Here is a 21643-nt window from a genome sequence, read left to right as displayed (position 1 = left end):
GAGGAGAGACGAGTATGGATAAGAATGCGATTAAAAAATTTGCTGTCTGGGCAAGAACAGAGCTGATCGCCCGTGTTTCCCTGAAAGGCGTGGAATACGGTATCACAGAGGATAATATCGAGGCCGCCAATGCGGACAGCGTTGGCGGCAAAGTCCTCACTGCTGATGAAAAGAAACAACGTCAGGCTTTGATTGCCGAGATTAACGATAAAAGCTATAAGCAGGTCATGGAGGAGGTTGCTTACACTTGGTTCAATCGCTTCTCTGCTCTGCGATTTATGGAAGTCAACGGCTATCTTCCTTCCCATGTGCGTGTATTCACGGACGAGGAAAACAATTTTAGGCCGCAGATTATAACCGAAGCCATTCATCTGGATTTGGATGGACTCAATATGGAAAAAGTCTATGAGCTGAAAGATGCGGAAAAGACCGAAGAACTGTATAAATATCTGTTGATTGTGCAGTGCAACGCCCTGAATAAGGTTCTGCCGGGAATGTTCCAAAAGATAGCAGATTACACCGAGCTTCTTCTGCCGGACAATCTGCTCCGTGAAGGCAGTGTCATTCAGCAGATGATCGAGCTGATACCGGAGGATGACTGGAAAGATGCTGTCCAGATCATCGGCTGGTTGTATCAGTATTATAACAGTGAGAAAAAGGATGACGTTTTCGCAGCACTGAAAAAGAATGTGAAAATCACAAAAGAAAACATCCCTGCAGCAACCCAGCTTTTCACACCGGACTGGATTGTTCGCTACATGGTAGAAAACAGCCTTGGTCGTTTGTGGCTGGAGGGACACCCGGAGGCATCAGAGCAGCTTCTTCCGACAGAGGAAGAACAGTCTGCTTATGCTGCCGGAAACCGTGACCCAGAAGATGCCAAATGGCACTACTATCTGGAAGAAGCCGAGCAGGAGCCGGAAGTACAGGCACAGCTGGCTGAAATCCGTAAGGAATATGCCGCACTGACACCGGACCAGCTGAAAGTCATTGACCCATGCTCCGGTTCTGGTCATATCCTTGCGTATATGTTTGATGTGCTGATGAAGATTTATGAATCCTACGGATATACCACCCGTGAAGCGGTGGAATGTATTGTAGAGAATAATCTTTACGGTCTGGATATTGATGACCGTGCGGCACAGCTGGCTTATTTTGCAGTAATGATGAAAGCCCGTCAGTATGACCGCCGATTCTTCAGCCGTGGCATTCAGCCCCATGTGTATGCTATTGTAGAGAGTAATCATGTAGATAAATTTGCGGTAGATTATTTTTGTAATGGCGATGCGAAGCTCATGACAGCGATGGACACCATCATCAAGGAACTGCATGATGCAAGGGAATATGGTTCTATTCTGACGGTAACACAGCAGGATTGGTCTGCGCTGTATGACCGTTTTGCAGAGGTTACGGAAGATATAAATATGTCCCGTGATACGACACTCAGAGAATTATTGCCGTTGGTACAAGGGGCAGAAGCTCTGGCTCAGAAGTATGATGCAGTTGTTACGAATCCGCCGTATATGGCACCTACGGAACATCAAAAACCATATTTGTTGAAAAATTTTAAAGCGAGTAAAAATGATATGGCAATGGCTTTTATGGAAAGAAACCTCGCTTTTTGTAATAAACAAGGTTATAGTGCATTGATTATATTTCCAACGTGGATGTTTTTGGCGAGTTATGAAAAATTAAGAAAAAGTATTGTGAGTGAAAATACCATTATCAATATGGTATATCCAGGAAGGGGGATTTTTGGATCAGACTTTGGTACAACAGCTTTTGTTTTGGAAAAACGAAAAATTGAATCTTATAAAGGATCATATTGTAAATTATTTGATGCGATTGGCGAAGTTGAAACGGCTGAAATACGTGAACACCAATTTTTGGACAGGAAGGGCTATTGTACATTCAAACAGGATGATTACAAAATTATTCCAGGAGATCCAATAGCATTTTGGATATCTGATAATTTTCTGAAAACATTTAGAAATAAAACAATAGGTTCTTTATGTGATGCAAAAGCTGGCATTGTATCTGGGGATGACGATTATTTTTTGAAAATGTGGTTTGAAATTCCTATAGTGGAAATAACCTTTGATGCAAACAATTTTGAAGATCGTACAGCATACAAGTGGGTGCCTATTAACAAGGGGGGAGCATACAGGCGACATTACGGAAATTATGAGTATGTAATAAATATATATGATTTATGGAATCGTCAAGAGAAAGTTAATGTGTCTGTTAGAAGAAGCGAACCTGAATTTTATTTTAAGAAAGCATTGAATTGGTCAGCTACAACAATGGGCGGTTCATCATTTAGAATAACTAATAATAAAACATCAAGTACAGCAGCACCAAGCTTATACTTTAAGAATGATGATGATTTATATGTATCACTTGCACTTCTTAATTCATGTATTTCGCAAGTATATATGGATTTATTGAATCCTACTGTTGGATTGAAATTAGCTAATGTAGAAGCTGTGCCGGCAATCAATTTTGAAAAAATGGCAGTATTCCTTAGATCATCATGTGAAAACAATATTGCACTGTCAAAGGAAGATTGGGATTCTTATGAAATATCATGGGATTTTGAACAGCATCCATTAGTCAAAAGAAAAGAATTACATTCGCTTGAAAAATGCTATTTAACATGGAAAACAGAGTGTGAAAATCGTTTCTTAAAGATGAAAGATAATGAAGAACATATAAATGTTGTGATTTTGAAAGAGTACGGGCTTGAAAATGAGGTATCATGTGAGGTGCCAGAGAAAAGCATATCTGTTCATCGAATTTTTGACACAAAAGAAGATATACCAGTATCAATGGATGGAAGTTATTATGTAAGAACAAAAAGAGATGAAATAGTTTCTCTTATATCATATTCTGTTGGATGTATGTTTGGACGGTATTCATTGGATAAAAAGGGAATCGTCAATGCAGGTGCTCCTCTCAATGTTAATGAATATGTTTCATTTTCTGTTGATAAAGATAATATTATTCCAATTTGCGATGATGAATATTTTAAAGATGATATAGTTGGACGGTTTGTCGAATTTATAAAAATTGTTTATGGTGCCGATTCACTTGATGATAATTTGACGTTTATTGCAAAGGCATTAGGGGGGAAAGGAAGTCCACGAGAAATAATTAGAAATTATTTTGTGAATGACTTTTATAAGGAACATTGCGCTACATATTCGGGAACGGTAGGAAAAAGACCAATTTATTGGTTATTTGACGCTGGTAAAAATAATAGCTTTAAGGCTTTGATTTATATGCACCGTTATCAGCCGGACACCATTGCTCGTATTCGTACCGATTACGTCCATGAACAGCAGGCTCGTTATCGCACTGCCATTGCCGATCTGGAACAGCGTATTGCAAATACTTCCACCGGCGAGCGTGTGAAGTTAAAAAAGAAATTAGCTACTTTGCAGGCACAGGATACTGAAATCAGAACCTATGAGGAAAAGATTCATCACCTTGCCGATCAGATGATTTCCATTAATCTGGACGATGGCGTGAAGAAGAATTATGCAATTTTCCAGGATGTTTTGGCTAAAATAAAGTAAGGAGAGAGTGAAATGACTCGTAAACAATTAGAATTGCGGATAAAGGCTAACGCAGAAAAGTATATACATAAAGATACAGAAGCATGTGTGGATGCGATAATGGAATTATATAAGCGTATCCCCGATGTGGGAGGAGTTTTCAAACCTCTTTATAGATATAGATCTTTAAATTCAGATGAGCTTAATAGTTTGGAAAATGAAACTATTTTTATGAGATGGCCGTCGTCGTATGATGATAAAAGTGATTGCACTCCTGTATTTGATTTTGAAGAGATTAGTGAATATATCATCAAAAAAAATCATCCGATTTTAAACGCAGAAAAAGTAGTCAAAGAGTTTATCAATATTGACGATATTATAGAAAATCCGAGATTTGCAGAAAAAATAAATGAAATGCGAAATATGTGGATGATCGCTTGTTTTACGGAAAGATATAACAATAGTAAGATGTGGGCGCAATATGCGAATAATTTCAGTGGTATTTGTTTGGTTTATAGTTTCTTTGATGTTTTGGAAACAATTAAACATACTAAAGGAATGAGTATTATGCCGGTAAGGTATGTAGACAATAGAGATAAATATAAGGATATTTGTCTAAATCATAAGGATTTACTTGAATTCAATGATGAAACTGAACCGAAGTATCAGCTGACATGTACTACGAAGGAAAAACTAAGCTATAGCTTTGAGGAAGAATGGAGATTGATTTATGAGAGAGAAAAAGTGAATACAGATGGCGAAAAAAAAGGTGACTGTATTCCATTCATAAATCCTGCTGTGATTATTTGCGGAAATTCAGTAGACAAAAATTCATTAGAGTATCAAAGGCTTATAAGGATAGCAAAGGGAAAAGGAATAAGGGTAATATAATATTCTAAAAGCTATGTACTGCGTAGCAAATTGAGAGCGAGGTGTTACAATGACCATAGAAGAAATTCTTGCAGGAGAATCGAAGGATGTGGAGTTCAAAGAGAACCTGCCGGAGAAAAGCCTCAAATATATGAAATCTGTGGTTGCCTTTGCCAATGGAACCGGCGGAAAAATCATTTTCGGAATTGCCGATAAAACCAGAGAGGTTGTTGGCTTTGACAAGGAAGATGTGTTCAAGAAAATGGATGCCATTGCCAATGCCGTATCAGACAGCTGTGAACCGGCAATTATCCCAGATATCACTTTACAGACGGTTGATGGTAAGACTGTCATTGTGGTAGAGGTTTTTGAGGGCAGACAGCGCCCGTATTATATCAAAGCCCTTGGTAGAGATGGCGGTGTATATGTCCGTGTTGCCGGAACTACCCGCCTTGCCGATGAGTATATGGTAAAGGAGTTGTTGTTTGAGGGCAGTAACCGCTACTATGATCAGGCTTTATGTACTGGGTTAAATGTTACAGATGAAGATATTGATACCCTTTGCAAAGCTATGAAAGAGCAGGCTGTCAGAAATGCTCGGACAGAGGAACAGAAAGCATCGATTAAAGATGTAGGCAGACAGCAGTTGCGTTCCTGGGGAATTTTAATCGAGCGTGATGGAAAAGATTTTCCATCCAATGCGTTTGCAATTTTGACAGGCAACGGAGGCCTTCATGTTGCAACGCAATGTGGTGTGTTCAAAGGTACAACGAAAGCGGTATTTGTTGATCGTAGAGAATATACCGGACCGCTTTGGGAACAGATAGACGAAGCATTTCAGTTTGTCTTAAGAAATATTCATCTGGGTGCTACTATTGTGGGAATTTATCGCCAGGATGTTTATGAGATTCCACCGGATGCCATTCGTGAGTTGATTATCAATGCTATGGTACATCGTAGTTATCTGGATCATGGTACGATACAGGTAGCGGTATATGACAACCGATTGGAAATCACTTCTCCTGGGAAGCTGCCAATGGGACAAACGATGGAGCGTATGAAAGAAGGTTATTCCAAAATCAGAAATGAAGCCCTTGCCCATGCGTTTGCTTACATGAATCTGATCGAGCATTGGGGAAGCGGTATTCCGAGAATTATTGATAAAGTGAAAGCTGCCGGACTTCGGGAGCCGGAGTTTATTGGTGGCGAAGTGGATTTGCGTATCAATATTTATCGAGGTCAGGTTGATACCAATAACGCCATAATTAACGCCAATGACACTAAAAATGGCGCTAATGGCGGTAAATGTGGCGCTGATGATGGTACTAATGGCGCTGAAGTGCCGCTTAATAAGGAACAGACGCAGATAGAAAAATTGTTGCAGATTATAGAGAAGAATCCGTTTGCAACACAGGCATATTATGCGGAAAAAATGGGTATATCGAAAAGAACGGTTTCTCGAATGTTCGCTTCTTTACAGGAAAAAGGTAGATTGGTACAGGGCGGAACAAAACGAAAAGCAAATTGGAAAATTATAAGGTAGGAGGACAGCATGGATACAGACAAAATAATACAAGATTTAAATCGCAGGTTTGCTGCACCTCTTCCTGAGTTTTATCAGCGTCGTATCATTTTCTGGTACGATGAAGATAAGGAATTTGAGGATAAATTGGATGAAGTGGTTTTAGAAAATGCAAAGGTGATTGCACTGACTGGAAATAATGCGTTTTCTGTAAAAAAACTGCTTTCAGTAGATGATTTGAGCACAAATTATCTGGTTTACAGTCCGTGTGTCTATAACCGCCCTGATGATAACTGGCTTCTGGATGTGGAGCTTTACAGCGAAGAGTTTCGGGCGGATCTGATTTCTATCTGGATGGATGAGATGGGACTTATATCAAATCCGGCAATGAGGAAACAGGTTAAAAACTATCGTGCTTATTTTAATGCGAAAGACCGTCGTTTGAAAGTTAGCACGCAGAATAAAGTTCCGGAAACACCGGCACAGTTACACATGGCTGTCATGGCGGCAATCTGTGGATTGAAAGATGCACAGCCTAATATGATTCTCCGTAGTGTGTTCCAGGCGGGACTGGATTTGAATAATAATACGGTTTATCAGGATTTTGTAAAATATCATGCAGACGCAGCATTTTGGGCGATGGTTCGTCAGGGATGCGGATTTGTGGAGGAGGAACCAGCCCTTGGGCGATTGGCAATTCATCTACTTTTAACCGCGGCGACCCGTACCATGCGGCAGGAATATCTTGCCGGACTGGACGGTTTTATTTCCATGCCACATCAGGCATATTGCTATGATTTTATTTCTGAATGGCTTCATAGTGACAACATTCCGCAATTATATGATGTGGCACGTTATGTTGAGGATGAAGCTCGTCTGTATCAGCGTTTTGAAAAGCTGACAGTAGAAGATTTGGTAGGAACAGAGTGCTTTCCGTGTATTAACGAAGTAATTCTGACAAAGCTAATGACAGAGATTAGTGACCATATTATTGATGTGGATACCATTACGAATACCGTTGAAAAACGTAGAACTTGTGTATGGTATGAGCCATTTGAAAATTTTTATGACGGTATCTTACAAGTGGCGAATATGCAAAGTTTCTTTAAGGAACATTCTGCCGGATTCCATACCGCAGAAGCGAAAAGTATCTGGAAAGAATATACTGAGAGCTACTATCAGATGGACACTTATTACCGTTTGTTCCATCTTAGTTTTCAAAAGAGTTTGGAGACTTCCAATATTCTGCTGGATGATTTGTTCAAGCATGTTGTCGATAAGGTGGAAGGACTTTATACGCACTGGTTCTTAGGTGAGTTGGGCAACAACTGGTCGGATGTATGTGCGGATGAACTGGCAACTTACGGTAAAGTTCTGGAAGTACCGCAACAGGAGGATTTTTACCGTTCCCGTATCCAAACCTCGGATACGAAAGTATTTGTAATTATCTCAGATGCCATGCGTTATGAAGTGGCGGCTACGATGGCAGATCAGCTTCAGCGAGAAACGCAAAGTAAGGTTTCTATCAGCAGTATGCAGAGCATCTTTCCTTCTACTACAAAGTTTGGTATGGCAGCTTTGTTGCCGCACAAAGAACTGACAGTAGAGGTTCGGAACGATATTTTGACGGTTTTGGCAGATGGACAGTCTACGGCAAGTACTTATAGGGACAAGGTTCTGAAAACAGAAGAGTCGGCAAGCGTGGCTTTAAAGTATAATGACATCATTGCTATGAAACGAGCGGAAAGAAGTGCTTTGGTGAAAGGGATGGATGTGGTCTATATTTACCACGATACCATAGATGAAGCCAGCCACACTTCGGATACTGCTGTTTTTGCTGCCTGTGACAAGGCGATTTCAGAATTGAAGAATCTTGTGCGTATTATCGTAAATGAATTTGGCGGAACAAATATTCTAATTACAGCAGATCATGGATTTCTTTATACATACAGTCCTTTGAAGGAAGAGGACAAAGTAGATAAAAGAGGTTTTTTTGATGTGGATGTAACAAACCCTGACATTACAAAAAAAGAAAGCATCAAGCGGTGTGTAGAATATGGCAGAAGATATGCAATTATGCAGAAAGGTGTGCAACCAGATTACTTGATGCCTGTAAAATTCCTGGGCGGAAATACGGAATTTGATGGATTTGCACCGAGAGAAAGTATTCGTATCAAAATGAATGGCGGCGGTATGAATTTTGTGCATGGTGGTATCAGTTTACAGGAAATGGTTGTTCCGGTGATTGAGTATCATTATCTCCGCAATGATTCTATGGAATATAGGCGAAATAAGCAGAAATATGATACTAAGCCGGTAACGGTTAATTTACTGTCCGCAAACCGTAAGATCAGCAATATGATTTTTTCATTGAACTTCTATCAAAAAGATGCGGTCAGTACAAACCGTGAAGCTGTAACCTATCAGGTTTACTTTACAGATGAGGACGGCAAGCAGATTAGTGATATTCAGAAGATTATTGCAGATAAGACCAGCGATAACGGTGCAGAAAGAACTTTCCGTTGTCAGTTTAATCTAAAATCTTTAAAATACAGCAATACCGCTACTTATTATCTGGTAATTGCAGATGAACAGGGATTACAGCTGCCACAGAGGGAGCCATTCCAGATTGACATCGCCTTTGCGGTGGACGAGTTTGATTTTTTTAGTTAATACCGCAGGAGGAGAGAAAGATGGAGCAATTCGCAGAGGGTGAAAGTACCCGTGAAGAAATAAAGAACAAGCTCCGTCAGAACTTTGACGGTAAGATTGTTCGGAAAGACCTGACAAAGAAAATTAAAGAAGGGGCGAATGTCCCAGTGTATGTTCTTGAGTTCTTGTTGGGACAGTATTGCAGTTCAGATGATGAGACTGTTATAGAGAAAGGTGTACAGAACGTGAAGCGTATTCTTGCTGACAACTTTGTACGCCCGGATGAATCACAGAAGATTCTGTCTCAGTTGCGTAAAAAAGGCAGCCACACGATTATTGATATGGTGACTGTTCGACTGGATATGAAAAAGGATTGCTTTTTTGCAGAGTTTTCTAATTTGGGCGTCGGTAATGTACCAATTGCCGACGAATATCCGGAAAAATTTGATCGCCTGCTCTGTGGCGGTATCTGGTGTATTATTCAGCTGGATTATGAGGTTGAAGGCGACAATAATTTTGGTATTGAGGACATTGATGGAAATCCACTTCGTTCCAAACAGAAAAAGCAGAAAGATATTTCACCAATCAGTATCCGTAAGCTGACACCGATCCAGATGCCGCACATTGATATTGATGAACTGAAGCAGGGACGAAAAGCTTTTACGAAAGATGAATGGTTGGATATCCTTCTTCGTTCTATCGGCATGGAGCCAGATGAATTTACATACCGTGAGAAATGGTTACTTTTGACCCGTATGATTCCATTAGTTGAAAATAACTTTAATCTTTGTGAGTTGGGACCGAGAAGTACCGGTAAATCTCATCTTTACAAAGAGATTTCACCGAACAGTATTTTAATCTCCGGTGGACAGACGACGGTTGCAAACCTGTTTTACAATATGGGACGCAAAACGGTCGGACTGGTCGGCTTATGGGACTGTGTAGCCTTTGATGAAGTGGCTGGTATCAAGTTTAAAGATAAAGATGGCATTCAGATTATGAAGGATTACATGGCATCCGGCTCTTTTGCCCGTGGCAAAGAAGAAAAAGCTGCTACTGCGTCCATGGTATTTGTGGGAAATATCAATCAAAGTGTGGACGTGCTGTTGAAAACATCCAGTCTGTTTGCACCTTTCCCGCAGGAAATGGGAACAGATACAGCATTTCTTGATCGTATGCACTGTTATCTTCCAGGATGGGAGATACCGAAGTTCAGACCGGAGCATTTTACTAATGATTATGGTTTTATCAGTGACTATTTGGCAGAGTTCATCCGAGAGCTTCGCAAGGAGCAGTATGGAGATGCACTTGATCACTACTTCCGTCTGGGGAGAAATCTGAATCAGCGTGATACAATTGCGGTTCGTCGTATGATAGACGGTTATCTGAAGTTGATGTACCCAAATGGTGAGTTTACCAAAGAAGAACTGGAAGAAATTATTCAGATTGCATTGGAAATGCGTCGCCGTGTCAAGGAGCAATTGAAGAAGCTGGGTGGTATGGAGTTTTATGATGTGAACTTCTCTTATATAGATCTAGAAGATATGTCAGAACATTATGTTTCCGTACCAGAACAGGGTGGTGGTAAGCTGATACCGGATGGAATGTGTAATCCGGGACAGGTTTATACCGTATCCAGAGGAAAAAGTGGCATGATTGGTGTATTCCGTTTGGAAAGTCAGATGCTTCCAGGCAATGGCAAAATTGAACGGACTGGCTTAGGCAGTGATTCTAAATGCAAGGAAGCGGTGAACACGGCATTTAATTATCTGAAAGCCAACGGCAATCGGATCAGTGGCTCTATCAGCACCTCGACCAAGGATTACATCATCAATTATCAGGATTTGCAGGGTATCGGTATGACAGACAAATTGGCACTTCCAACATTGATTGCACTTTGTTCGATTGCTCTTGGAAAGCCTGTTGTCAGCAACTTGGCAGTGTTGGGAGATATAACAATTAGTGGCACAATGATAAAGGTGGATGAACTTGCCAATACACTTCAGGTGTGTCTGGATAGCGGCGCAAAGAAGGTGCTGATTCCAAGTACATCGTTTGTTGATTTTGCAAGTGTTCCAGCTGATCTGATGAGTGCATTTCAGCTGATTCCGTATCAGAGTGCGGAAGATGCAGTGTTTAAGGCGTTAGGGGTAGAGTAATATAAGGAGGGATAAAATGTTTGAATCAGGGCTTGAATTTTTAAGGGCAGATTTTCATCTGCATACACAAAAAGATAAAGAATTTTCATATAGTGGTGAACCAAATGATTTTGTGAAATCATATATTTCGGCATTGAAACAAGCTAATATTTCTGTTGGAGTTATTACCAATCATAATAAATTTGACAAAGATGAATATAAAGCCTTAAAAAGGGCAGCAAGCAAAGAAAAAATATTTATATTACCTGGTGTGGAATTGACTGTTAAAGAGGGAGCTAATGGTATACATACTCTTATAGTTTTTAATCCTGATGAATGGTTAGAAAATGGTAATAATCACATTCAAACATTTTTAACAGCCGCATTTGCAACAATATCTAATCCTGAAAATAGAAATACAAAATGTTGTTATGATTTAAAAAGCACATTGGAAAAACTGGAAGAGTATGGAAAAGATTATTTTGTAATATTTGCCCATGTTGATCAAGGCAGTGGTTTGTTTAACGAATGTGGAGGCGGTCTTTTAGAATCGCTCTCAGGACTTGCTCCGTTTAGAAAACGAGTTTTAGGAATACAAAAATCGAGGACAAGGGATAATATAAATAAATTTAATCGTTGTTTTGGATATATTCCAGCTCTTATAGAGGGATCGGATCCTAAATCATTGAAAGATATTGGAAAAGGCGATAAACAAACATATTTAAAAATCGGAGAATATTCATATGCGGCGATTAAATTTGCATTACAGGACTATAAAAGTAGAGTTGCTGAATCATTACCGGAAAGAAGACATGGGTATATTGAATCTATAAGTTTTCAAGGCGGAAAATTTGATGGTCAGACTATTAGATTTTCATCAGAGCTTAATTCGTTAATTGGAATTCGCGGAAGTGGAAAGTCGTCTGTGCTTGAAGCAATTCGTTATATATTTGATTTACCGTTGCAAACAGATAAAGAATATAAAGAATCACTGATAAAAAATATTTTTGGCTCTGGAGGAAAAGCAACATTATCTGTTGTTGATAAACATGGCAAACATTATATTGTTAGTCGCATATACGGAGAACAGAGTAATGTTATAGATGAAAATGGACTTGACTTAAATATACAACCGTCAAGCTTGTTTGATGGAATTCAATATTTTGGGCAAAAAGATCTATCAAATAGTGCTGATCATGAAAATGGTCTTCTTGAGAAATTGGTTGGTGGAAAAATAGGGAAAAGTGCAGAAATAACATCTTGTGTGAAGGAGTTGACAACATCGGTTTCTCAATTATTAGATGCGAATAAAATTCCAGAGCAGATTGAGGAATGCAAAATTAAAGAATCTGAAGTTGAGCATAAAATGTCTATTTACAAGGAAAAAGGCGTTGCAGAAAAATTAAAAAAACAAACTGGATATACAACAGATAAAGCAAAGTTGGATTCTGTAAAAGGACGAATTGATTCAGCAGTACGAGAATTAAAAAAGTGTTATGATAATAATAAAGATGTGACTTTAGGCTTGCAGGGCGTGGAAAGTGTTTATAATTCTGATATTATAAAGAAGGCAAGTGATATTTTAAGTGCAATTGGAAATGAAATTTTAAAAATTGGAGAGGCCGTCACGCAGATAGAAAGTAATTCGTTAGAATTTGCAGATGTAGTGGAAATGTTATCGAAAAAAATAGATGGATTATCTGATGAATTTGCTGAAATAAAAAGAGAAATCAAAGATGATACGTTAGATATTGATGGATTTGTCAAAATGACAGAAGAGCTGGAAAAATATAAAGAGAATTTAAAGCAACTAAATGAACGAGCTAAATCCAAAAAACAAATAGAAAGTGCATTCAAGAAAGCAATGCGTGAAAGAAATGATATATTATTAGAACAATTCAATGCATATAAACTTGAAATTCAGAAAATTAATGAATCACAAAATGAATTAAAAATCACTATTGATTTTAAAGGTGACAGAGATAATTTTAAATCACAGATGAAGACTGATTTTAGGGGGTCAGGTATTTCTGAAATAAAATATCAATACTTATGTGACACGTTTAGAGATTATGTGGAGCTTATAGAAGACTGGATATTATGTGATGGTATGAAAATCAAGGAAATTATTTCATCCTCAGAATATACAAAGCTTGATAAAAAATTGCAAGATCAGTATGCGGATCTTCTGAAGAATCAGGTTTCCAATAATGTTGAAATATATTATCATGACAAATTATTACGACACCATTCAATAGGGCAGCGTGCGTCAGCTCTTATATTGTTTATACTCATGCAGTCTGATAATGATATTATTCTTATAGATCAGCCAGAAGATGATTTGGATAATAAAATTATTTACGATGAAGTAATTACAGCAATTGCGAAAAAGAAACAAGATATACAATTTATTTTTGCTACACACAATGCTAACATTCCAGTTCTGGGTGATGCTGAAAGAATTTTTGTGGTTGAGTATCAAGATACAACGATTGATATATCGCAAGGGAATATTGACCTGAAATCTACACATAAGCAAATTGTAGATATTATGGAAGGCGGAGAGGAAGCATTTGATAAAAGGCAATTAATTTATACGTCATGGAAATAGATTGCATAGATGATCAGATTAAAAAATCAAGAACAAACAAATATGTATATTCCATATTGGGCATGATTTAAGTTTCGCTAAGTTTCACTTATATAGGTGTCTGAGGAAAATTTAATAGAAAAACATGAAAAAAGCACTGAAAACCGTGTGATCGGGAGATCCATGTAGGTGGACAGCTTGTATATTATGAAGGTGAAGAAGGATATTGTTTCCATGATTCAGAAACCAAAATAGATGCAGAAATCAGGGACATTCCTATGACACAGATGGTATATGATGCGTTCCGTAAACAGAGAGAGCTGAACCTGATGCTTGGTTTGCAGAGTAATGTGGAGATCGGTGGACGTAGTGGATTCATTTTCAATACAAAGCATGGACGTCCGATTATGCCGGCGGGAGTGAACAGTTTTCTGAAAAACATTGTTAATGCCTATAATTAAGAAAGAAAGCAAACTGGCAGAAGAAGAGAAGCGAGAGCCAGAGCTGATGCCTCCTATTTCATCGCATACCCTTCGTCATACGGGATGTACCAGACTGGGTGAGAATAATGTCAATCCCAAAGTTATGCAGTATGTGATGGGGTGCTGGATGTCCGGGGGACATCCGTTTAGCACCGACCGTAGCGGAGCGAAGAACATTCAGATGCACAGATCACAATGAATGTCTACAATCATATTGCAAAGAAGTCTCACGTGGAGAATGAGATGTCTAAAATAAATCTGCCGAAAACTGTACCTGCTGTGGTATAAACCATAAGCCGTTGTCGTAAAATGTGCTAAGAAAATTAGACGAATATATTTTTCCAAAGATTTGTGGTAAAAATGTGGTCAAATCAAGAAAATAGAGTGCGAAAGCAAGTGAAAAATCCCTGTGAAGCCCGTAAAATCAAGGCTTCACAAATTTTTCACAAAATAATTAGCACTCACCTCTTGACAGTGCTAATAATAAGTGTTATATTACAGCTAGAACAAAGGAAGAGGGATACAAAGAGAGGAAAAGAAGAAAACCTCCGGTATCCGGAAGCCTTTCCGTTCCAAAGAAACAGGTAAACAAAAAGATCCGGTGAAAAGAAAAACCGGAGAAAAAGCATGGATCAGGTTCCATGAGAAGAATAAGAAGGAGCGATGACTTATGTTAATGCCTAGTATTTTTGGAGAAAATTTATTTGATGACTTTTTCAACGATTTTCCGTTCTATGATTATGACAAAGAGATGAAGAATACAGAAAAGAAACTGTATGGCCGCAAAGCCAGCCATGTGATGAAAACAGATATTCGCGAGCTGAATAATGGCTACGAGGTAGTGGTTGACCTTCCGGGCTTCACAAAAGATGAAGTTCAGGCCACACTGGAAAATGGTTATCTGACCATCAGTGCAGAGAAAGGTCTTGACAAAGACGAGAAAGAAAAAGAGAGCGGCCGCTACATCCGTAAAGAGCGTTACGCAGGTGCATGCAGTAGAAGCTTCTATGTAGGTGAGGATATTACCGAAGAGGATATCAAGGCTGAATTTAAACACGGTCTGCTGAAACTCTTCGTACCGAAGAAGGAAGCAAAACCGGCTGTGGAGCAGAAAAAGACAATCTCCATTGAAGGATAAAAGAAAAAAAGCAAAAGCGTTTGCCGCCCGGGAATGTTAAAATTCCCGGGCGGCAAAATTTTTATCTTTTTCCGGCGAAAAGAAACCGAGCCGGGGCGTGCGGGAAAAAAGGTGCGAGGATAAAACGGCAGGGATGGATGCGCGCGATTTCCGGATTCGGAAAATAAATTGTATACAATAATGTACTTGCTATTTGGGAACAGGTCGGATACAATAGGCGTGACAATTACAAAATGAGAGAACTCGTATCAAAAGGAGAAATCATGAAGAAAAGAAGAAGCGTACTTGCGCTGCTTTTAGTTGCAGCTCTTACTGTTGTACTTGGCGGATGCCAGGATGGCAAGGATGGGAAAGCAGATTCTTCCGATACCACAAGTTCTCAGGTATCAACGGAATCAACCCCGACAGGGGAACCTGTTATGGGAGGTTCCATCACGGTAGGAATTCCTCAGGACATTGAGGATAGTCTTGACCCACACAAATCTGTTGCGGCAGGAACGAAAGAAATCCTATTCAATATTTATGAGGGCCTTGTAAAGCCCGATGAAGAAGGAAATCTGAACGATGCGGTGGCAGAGAGCCATTCGATCTCGGAGAATGGAAAGGTTTATACCTTCAAGCTCCGGAATGGTGTCAAGTTCCACGATGGAACGACCGTCACTGCAGAGGATGTAAAATATTCAATCGAACGCTGTGCGGGTATCAACGGAGACGGAACGCCTCTGGTAGAGGCATTTTCCAATGTAGACAAGGTTGAAATTCCGGACGAGAGCACGATCGACATCTATTTAAAAGAGGCAGACACCGAGTTTCTTGCCTATCTGACGGTGGCGATTGTACCTGAGCATGTGGAAGATCTGGAAGCAGATCCAGTCGGAACAGGCCCGTTCCACTATGTATCACGGTCCCCGCAGGAAAACATTGTCCTTGAAAAATTCAGCGATTACTGGGATACGGAAAATCAGGCGTATCTGGACAAGGTAACATTTCGAATTGTCAAGGACAGCAATGCAGTCGTAACAAACCTGAAATCCGGTACACTGGACATGTATGCACGTCTCAGTTCCACACAGACAGCGCAGCTTGCCGAAGATTCCGATTTTACGATTTATGACGGCGGTATGAACCTGGTACAGGCGCTGTATCTGAACAATGCCGTGGAACCGTTCAACAATGTGAAGGTGCGCCAGGCGCTCTGCTATGCGGCAAACCGTCAGGAAGTGCTGGATATGATTGCGGACGGAAAAGGAACGATCATCGGAAGCAGCATGTTCCCGGCATTTGGAAAATATTATGTGCCGGAACTGTCAGAGCGATATAATCAGGATATTGAGAAGGCAAAAGAACTGTTAAAAGAAGCCGGATACCCAGATGGATTTGAGCTTACGATTACAGTGCCAAACAATTATCAGCAGCATATCGATACAGCCCAGGTTCTGGTAGAGCAGCTTAAAGCGATCGGTGTTACTGCCAAAATTCAGCAGGTCGAGTGGGACAGCTGGCTGTCGGATGTATATGCAGACCGGAATTTCCAGTCCACGGTTGTCGGCGTTGATGCGGCCTATCTGACCGGACGCGCACTCCTGGAACGGTTTACCTCAACATCATCCAAGAACTTTATCAACTACAGCAACGAAGAGTATGATAAACTGTATCAGCAGGTTAAGACCAGCACGGATGAAGAGGAGCAGGTTGAGCTTTACAAAAAAATGGAAACACTGCTCTGTGACGATGCGGCAAACCTGTATATCGAGGATATGGCATGCGAGGTTGCTCTTCGGAGCGATTTTGCGGGCTATCGGTTCTATCCGCTGTATGTGCAGGATATGGCTAAAATTTATAAAGTAAAATAAAAATCAAATTATAGGGGACTCGAAAGGCAGAGGGAAAAGAAAAACTCTCATTCAATTGTCAAATGCTGCCGGAAGAGTCCCCTGTAATTATTAGTAGAAATCCCGAAAATATGTTAGGCTTGACTTTTTTTCCGACACTGCCTACTATAGAAAAAGACAGAGAAAACGTAAGGGCTCCGCGGCAATGCAGGAGGCCTTTTTTTAAAAGAAGGGGGAACCATGACAGATTTTCTGGTAAGACGTTTTGTAAAAGATTATGAGAAAACCGACAACGCGGATGTGCGCACGAGCTACGGCATTTTGTCAAGTATCGTGGGAATCTGCTGCAACATTCTGCTGTTTACGGCAAAGCTGCTGATCGGTGCCGGAATGAACTCTCTGGCGATCATGGCGGATGCGTTCAATAACCTTTCCGATGCGGCATCGTCTGTGATCAGCTTTGTTGGTGTCAAGATGGCAAACAAGCCGGCCGACAAAGAGCATCCGTTCGGGCATGGACGGATCGAGTATATTGCAGCGCTGATCGTTTCGTTTCTGGTTATTGAAGTCGGCTTTACGTTTTTAAAGAGCTCTCTGGAGAAAATCCGCAATCCGGAAGAGATCACATTTCAGATGGTTCCGTTTTTGATTCTGGTGCTCTCGGTTGGTGTAAAGCTGTGGATGGCGCTTTTCAACCGAAAACTGGGAAACCGCATTCAGTCGAAGGTGATGCTGGCAACGTCGGCGGATTCCATGGGTGACGTGATCACGACGAGCGCAACGATCGCTTCTACATTGATCTGCCATTTCCTTTCGGTTAATATCGACGCAATCGCAGGACTTGTTGTGGCGGTACTCGTTATGTGGTCCGGTATTTCCATTGTAAAAGATACATTGGAACCGCTGATCGGGCAGGGCGCGGATCCGGATCTGTATGCACGGATCATGAAAGAGGTTGCTTCCTATGAAGGAATTGTAGGAACCCATGATCTGATTGTCCACAACTACGGGCCTGGCAGAAGTATGGCATCGATCCATGCGGAGGTGCCGCGAGATGTCGATATCGAGGTATCGCATGATATTATCGATCGCATTGAACATGAGGTCGGTGAAAAATTGGGGATTCTGCTGGTCATCCACATGGATCCGGTGGAGATCCACGATGCGACGGTTCTTGCGACAAAGGAGAAGGTAAGAAACGTAATTTCCATTCTCGATCCGGAGCTTTCCTTCCACGATTTCCGTATGATCAACGGGGCGGAGAAAAAGAAGCTGATTTTTGATCTTGAAATCCCGTATTCTTATAAGAAGAAAGACTGTGATCGCGTGATCGGGCAGATCGGGGCGCTGATGAAGGAAATGGATGAGAAGTATGAATGTGTCGTCAACATCGACAAAAAATACGTGGCGGGAGAGTGACAACGGCCGGGTTGAGCCGTCAAATCCCTTCCAAAATGTTCCAAAAGTCAGTTTTTTGAAAAAAATAAAAAAATTTCAAAAAAGGTGTTGACTTTTCTCTTGCGATAGTGTATTATACATTTTGTCGCAAGGCAATGGGCTATCGCCAAACGGTAAGGCAACGGACTCTGACTCCGTCAGTTCCTGGTTCGAATCCAGGTAGCCCAGCTCATTGAAAGGTCTCAGGTCTCGTACCTGAGGCCTTTTTCGATGCTCAAAAACAAATACAGCAGGAGGAACGAAACGATGAAGTATTCCTTTACGAGCAGAATCCGCTACAGCGAAATCGGTGAGGACGGAAATCTCACTCTGCCGGGGCTGATCAATTACTTTCAGGACTGCAGTACCTTCCAGTCGGAAGCGATCGGCGAGGGCGTTGCGGAGCTCAAAAAACGAGGCTGCGCCTGGGTGCTGTCCGCGTGGCAGATTCATGTGCGCCGCTATCCATCCCTCGGTGAAGCGGTAAAAATCACTACATGGGCGAGCGGCTTCAAAGGATTTCTTGGCATGCGTAACTTCACGATGGAAACAGAAGACGGCGAAATGCTCGCCTGTGCCAACTCCATCTGGTCTTACGTCAATATGGAAACGGGTCATCCCGTCCGTGCACCGAAAGAGACGACAGACGCCTATGGCATTGACGATCCGATCGACGAGGATTTCGGCGAGCGCAAAGTGAAAATGCCGGAAGCAGATTTCATCGGCGAACCGTTCCCGGTGCGGCCGCACAACCTCGATACGAACCACCACGTCAACAACGCACAGTTCATTTCCCTTGCCGGTGAATGCCTTCCGAAGAACTTCACCGTGCGCCGGATGCGCGCCGAATACAAACAGCAGGCGCACCTCGGCGATGTCCTGCATCCGTTGCGCGCTGAGACGGAAAACGGCTGTTTTATCTCGCTGAACGATGAAAAAGGACAGCCATACGTAGTTGTGGAATTTCAATGATTGTGGTACAATCGGAAAGAATAAGATACGAACGTAATAAACACAATGAGGAAAGGGGAATTTGCCATGAGAGCGCAGAACCTTACACTGTTAACCGATTTATATGAACTTACCATGATGCAGGGCTACTACGAGAACCCGTCCGATCAGATCGTGGTATTTGATGCATTTTACAGAAAGAATCCATGTGGCGGCGCATACGCCGTATGTGCAGGACTTGAGCAGGTAATCGAGTATGTCCGCGATCTTCACTTTTCACCGGATGACATCGACTATCTCCGTTCCCTCCATATTTTCAACGATGATTTCCTGGAGTATTTAAGAGGCTTCCATTTCACCGGAGATATCTATGCGATCCCGGAAGGAACCGTCGTATTCCCAAGAGAGCCGCTCTTAAAAGTTGTCGCTCCGATCATGGAGGCACAGCTTGTAGAGACCGCGATTCTGAACATGATCAACCATCAGAGCCTGATCGCGACGAAAGCATCCCGCGTTGTTTACGCGGCAAAGGGCGACGGCATCATGGAGTTTGGACTCCGCCGTGCGCAGGGACCGGATGCCGGCATTTACGGCGCGCGTGCTGCCATGATCGGCGGCTGCATCGGAACCTCCAATGTCCTGACAGGACAGATGTTTGATGTTCCGGTCAAGGGAACCCACGCACACAGCTGGATCATGAGTTTCCCTGATGAATACACCGCATTTAAAACGTATGCGAAACTGTATCCGGAAGCATGCATTCTTCTTGTAGATACGTACGATGTTCTCGAATCCGGCGTTCCGAACGCCATCCGCGTTTTCAAAGAGATGAGAGAAGCGGGCCTGCCGATGAAAGGCTACGGCATCCGTATCGACAGTGGTGACCTGGCTTACCTGTCGAAAAAAGCATATCAGATGCTCGAGGCAGAAGGTTTCGGCGATGCCATCATTTCCGCATCCAGCGATCTCGACGAGTACCTGATCGACAGCCTCAAAACCCAGGGCGCGAAGATTAATTCCTGGGGTGTCGGCACAAATCTGATTACCTCCGGTGACTGGCCGGCATTCGGCGGCGTTTACAAGCTGGCAGCAGCAAAAGATAAAGATGATGCAGAATTCATACCGAAGATCAAGCTGTCCGAGAACTCCGAGAAAGTAACAAACCCGGGCAATAAGACGATTTATCGTATTTATGATAAAGAAACCGGAAAGATCCGTGCCGACCTGATCTGCCTTGCAGACGAGACCTTCGACGAGAGCAAAGATATGATCATCTTCGACCCGATCGAGACCTGGAAAAAGACGAAGATCAAAGGCGGAACCTACACCTTACGCGAGCTCCTCGTTCCGATTTTCCAGAAGGGCGCATGCGTCTACACTTCTCCATCCGTCATGGAGATCCGCGACATCTGCACCAGAGAGAAAGATACCCTCTGGGAGGAGTCCAAACGTCTGGTCAATCCGCATGAGGTTTACGTGGATCTGTCCGACAAGCTGTACCACATCAAGAGCGACCTGCTCGAGGAGATGAGCATGAAGGCTCTCGGCGAGCAGTAAGAAAGGAAGTCAAATGTTAAATATAGGAAGAAAGCAAAAGCTGGTAGTAGTAAAGAAAGTAGAATTCGGTATTTATCTTGGGGAGACCCGGGAAGCAGGCGAGAAGGAACGTGTTCTTCTGCCGATCAAACAGGTGCCGGAAGGAACAAAAGAGGGAGATGAGCTGGAAGTATTTCTGTACCGCGATTCCAGCGACCGTCTGATTGCGACAACCAGAGAGCCGAAGCTGGTGCTTGGAGAGCTGGCTGTCTTAAACGTAGCTGCTACCGGAAAGATCGGAGCATTTCTGGACTGGGGTCTGGAAAAAGATCTGTTTCTTCCGTTTAAACAGCAGACCCGCCGCCTCCATCCAGGTGATGAGGTTCTGGTTTCCCTCTACATCGACAAGAGCGACCGTCTCTGCGCAACGATGAAGGTTTACCATTTCCTGAAAACCAATTCTCCGTACGTCATAGGCGATATCGTAAAGGGAAGAATCTACGAGATCAGCGGAAACTTCGGCGTTTTCGTTGCTGTTGATGACCGCTACTCCGGCCTGATTCCAAAGAGAGAAGCACAGGCAGACTATCATGTCGGCCAGGAACTTGAGTGCCGCGTTACAGAAGTCAAAGAGGACGGAAAACTCTCCCTGTCCGCACGCGGAAAAGCGTACGAGCAGATCGCAATCGATGCAGAGAGCGTTCTTTCTGTGATCGAGGAATTTGCAGGTGTCCTTCCATTTGATGACAAAGCATCACCGGAAGTGATTCAGAGAGAATTCGGCCTCAGCAAAGCAGCATTTAAGCGCGCGGTCGGCCATCTGATGAAAGAAAAACAGGTTGTCATCCGCGACGGTAAAATCTGGACGGCAGAAAAAGCAAAATAAGAAAAAATCGGGCACTGGACAGGAAACGCATCCTCTCCGGTGTCCGTTTTTT

13 protein-coding genes and 1 tRNA gene are annotated in these 21643 nt (G+C 42.0%); all 14 read left to right on the top strand.

What is annotated here, in order from left to right:
- Positions 1 to 14 precede the first annotated feature (14 nt).
- The 14 genes from pglX (at position 15) to DW743_RS13615 (ending at position 21591) form a co-directional block, all read left to right on the top strand.
- A complete protein-coding gene (gene pglX / locus DW743_RS13680; protein ID WP_117761889.1) occupies positions 15 to 3578 on the top strand; it encodes a BREX-1 system adenine-specific DNA-methyltransferase PglX in 3564 nt (1187 codons plus the stop codon).
- A gap of 12 nt (positions 3579 to 3590) precedes the next feature.
- Positions 3591 to 4448 carry a DUF2971 domain-containing protein gene (locus tag DW743_RS13675; protein ID WP_117761888.1) on the top strand — a complete coding sequence of 286 codons (858 nt, stop codon included), beginning with the start codon at positions 3591 to 3593 and terminating at the stop codon, positions 4446 to 4448.
- A 49-nt stretch (positions 4449 to 4497) separates the two neighbouring features.
- Entirely contained in the window at positions 4498 to 5970 is a 1473-nt protein-coding gene (locus tag DW743_RS13670; protein WP_117761887.1) for an RNA-binding domain-containing protein, read from the top strand.
- A gap of 9 nt (positions 5971 to 5979) precedes the next feature.
- Positions 5980 to 8622, top strand: coding sequence for a BREX-1 system phosphatase PglZ type A (gene pglZ, locus DW743_RS13665; RefSeq protein ID WP_117761886.1), 2643 nt, complete (start codon positions 5980 to 5982; stop codon positions 8620 to 8622).
- A 20-nt stretch (positions 8623 to 8642) separates the two neighbouring features.
- Positions 8643 to 10760, top strand: a complete 2118-nt coding sequence (gene brxL, locus DW743_RS13660) for a protease Lon-related BREX system protein BrxL (RefSeq protein ID WP_117761885.1) — start codon at positions 8643 to 8645, stop codon at positions 10758 to 10760.
- A 16-nt stretch (positions 10761 to 10776) separates the two neighbouring features.
- Positions 10777 to 13350: a TrlF family AAA-like ATPase gene (locus DW743_RS13655; RefSeq protein ID WP_055218986.1), complete on the top strand. Its 2574-nt coding sequence runs from the start codon at positions 10777 to 10779 to the stop codon at positions 13348 to 13350.
- Between the two features lie 257 nt (positions 13351 to 13607).
- The gene (locus DW743_RS18505) at positions 13608 to 13790 is read left to right on the top strand and encodes a hypothetical protein (RefSeq protein ID WP_226906425.1); all 183 of its coding nucleotides are present in this window, start codon (positions 13608 to 13610) and stop codon (positions 13788 to 13790) included.
- Positions 13791 to 14481: 691 nt separating this feature from the next.
- Positions 14482 to 14949 carry an Hsp20/alpha crystallin family protein gene (locus tag DW743_RS13645; RefSeq protein ID WP_055218984.1) on the top strand — a complete coding sequence of 156 codons (468 nt, stop codon included), beginning with the start codon at positions 14482 to 14484 and terminating at the stop codon, positions 14947 to 14949.
- A gap of 263 nt (positions 14950 to 15212) precedes the next feature.
- A complete protein-coding gene (locus DW743_RS13640; protein WP_055267768.1) occupies positions 15213 to 16802 on the top strand; it encodes an ABC transporter substrate-binding protein in 1590 nt (529 codons plus the stop codon).
- A 219-nt stretch (positions 16803 to 17021) separates the two neighbouring features.
- Positions 17022 to 18200 carry a cation diffusion facilitator family transporter gene (locus tag DW743_RS13635; protein WP_117761884.1) on the top strand — a complete coding sequence of 393 codons (1179 nt, stop codon included), beginning with the start codon at positions 17022 to 17024 and terminating at the stop codon, positions 18198 to 18200.
- A 135-nt stretch (positions 18201 to 18335) separates the two neighbouring features.
- Positions 18336 to 18407 (top strand) — tRNA-Gln (locus DW743_RS13630).
- Between the two features lie 78 nt (positions 18408 to 18485).
- A complete protein-coding gene (locus DW743_RS13625) occupies positions 18486 to 19190 on the top strand; it encodes an acyl-[acyl-carrier-protein] thioesterase (RefSeq protein ID WP_055267769.1) in 705 nt (234 codons plus the stop codon).
- A 66-nt stretch (positions 19191 to 19256) separates the two neighbouring features.
- The gene (locus tag DW743_RS13620) at positions 19257 to 20726 is read left to right on the top strand and encodes a nicotinate phosphoribosyltransferase (RefSeq protein WP_117761883.1); all 1470 of its coding nucleotides are present in this window, start codon (positions 19257 to 19259) and stop codon (positions 20724 to 20726) included.
- Between the two features lie 13 nt (positions 20727 to 20739).
- Positions 20740 to 21591, top strand: coding sequence for a CvfB family protein (locus DW743_RS13615; RefSeq protein WP_117761882.1), 852 nt, complete (start codon positions 20740 to 20742; stop codon positions 21589 to 21591).
- The last annotated feature ends 52 nt before the right edge of the window (positions 21592 to 21643 follow it).

The sequence above is a fragment of the Blautia sp. AM28-27 genome (assembly GCF_003480905.1).
Lineage (GTDB): Bacteria > Bacillota > Clostridia > Lachnospirales > Lachnospiraceae > Fusicatenibacter > Fusicatenibacter saccharivorans.
Note: the sequence above shows the minus strand (reverse complement) of the source record. Positions and strands in the feature narration are given on the sequence as shown.

Excerpts from the sequence above, each read along its gene's own strand:
- pglX (WP_117761889.1), top strand. The coding sequence starts at position 15 with ATGGATAAGAATGCGATTAAAAAATTTGCTGTCTGGGCAAGAACAGAG.
- DW743_RS13675 (WP_117761888.1), top strand. The coding sequence starts at position 3,591 with ATGACTCGTAAACAATTAGAATTGCGGATAAAGGCTAACGCAGAAAAG.
- DW743_RS13670 (WP_117761887.1), top strand. The coding sequence starts at position 4,498 with ATGACCATAGAAGAAATTCTTGCAGGAGAATCGAAGGATGTGGAGTTC.
- pglZ (WP_117761886.1), top strand. The coding sequence starts at position 5,980 with ATGGATACAGACAAAATAATACAAGATTTAAATCGCAGGTTTGCTGCA.
- brxL (WP_117761885.1), top strand. The coding sequence starts at position 8,643 with ATGGAGCAATTCGCAGAGGGTGAAAGTACCCGTGAAGAAATAAAGAAC.
- DW743_RS13655 (WP_055218986.1), top strand. The coding sequence starts at position 10,777 with ATGTTTGAATCAGGGCTTGAATTTTTAAGGGCAGATTTTCATCTGCAT.
- DW743_RS18505 (WP_226906425.1), top strand. The coding sequence starts at position 13,608 with ATGACACAGATGGTATATGATGCGTTCCGTAAACAGAGAGAGCTGAAC.
- DW743_RS13645 (WP_055218984.1), top strand. The coding sequence starts at position 14,482 with ATGTTAATGCCTAGTATTTTTGGAGAAAATTTATTTGATGACTTTTTC.
- DW743_RS13640 (WP_055267768.1), top strand. The coding sequence starts at position 15,213 with ATGAAGAAAAGAAGAAGCGTACTTGCGCTGCTTTTAGTTGCAGCTCTT.
- DW743_RS13635 (WP_117761884.1), top strand. The coding sequence starts at position 17,022 with ATGACAGATTTTCTGGTAAGACGTTTTGTAAAAGATTATGAGAAAACC.
- DW743_RS13625 (WP_055267769.1), top strand. The coding sequence starts at position 18,486 with ATGAAGTATTCCTTTACGAGCAGAATCCGCTACAGCGAAATCGGTGAG.
- DW743_RS13620 (WP_117761883.1), top strand. The coding sequence starts at position 19,257 with ATGAGAGCGCAGAACCTTACACTGTTAACCGATTTATATGAACTTACC.
- DW743_RS13615 (WP_117761882.1), top strand. The coding sequence starts at position 20,740 with ATGTTAAATATAGGAAGAAAGCAAAAGCTGGTAGTAGTAAAGAAAGTA.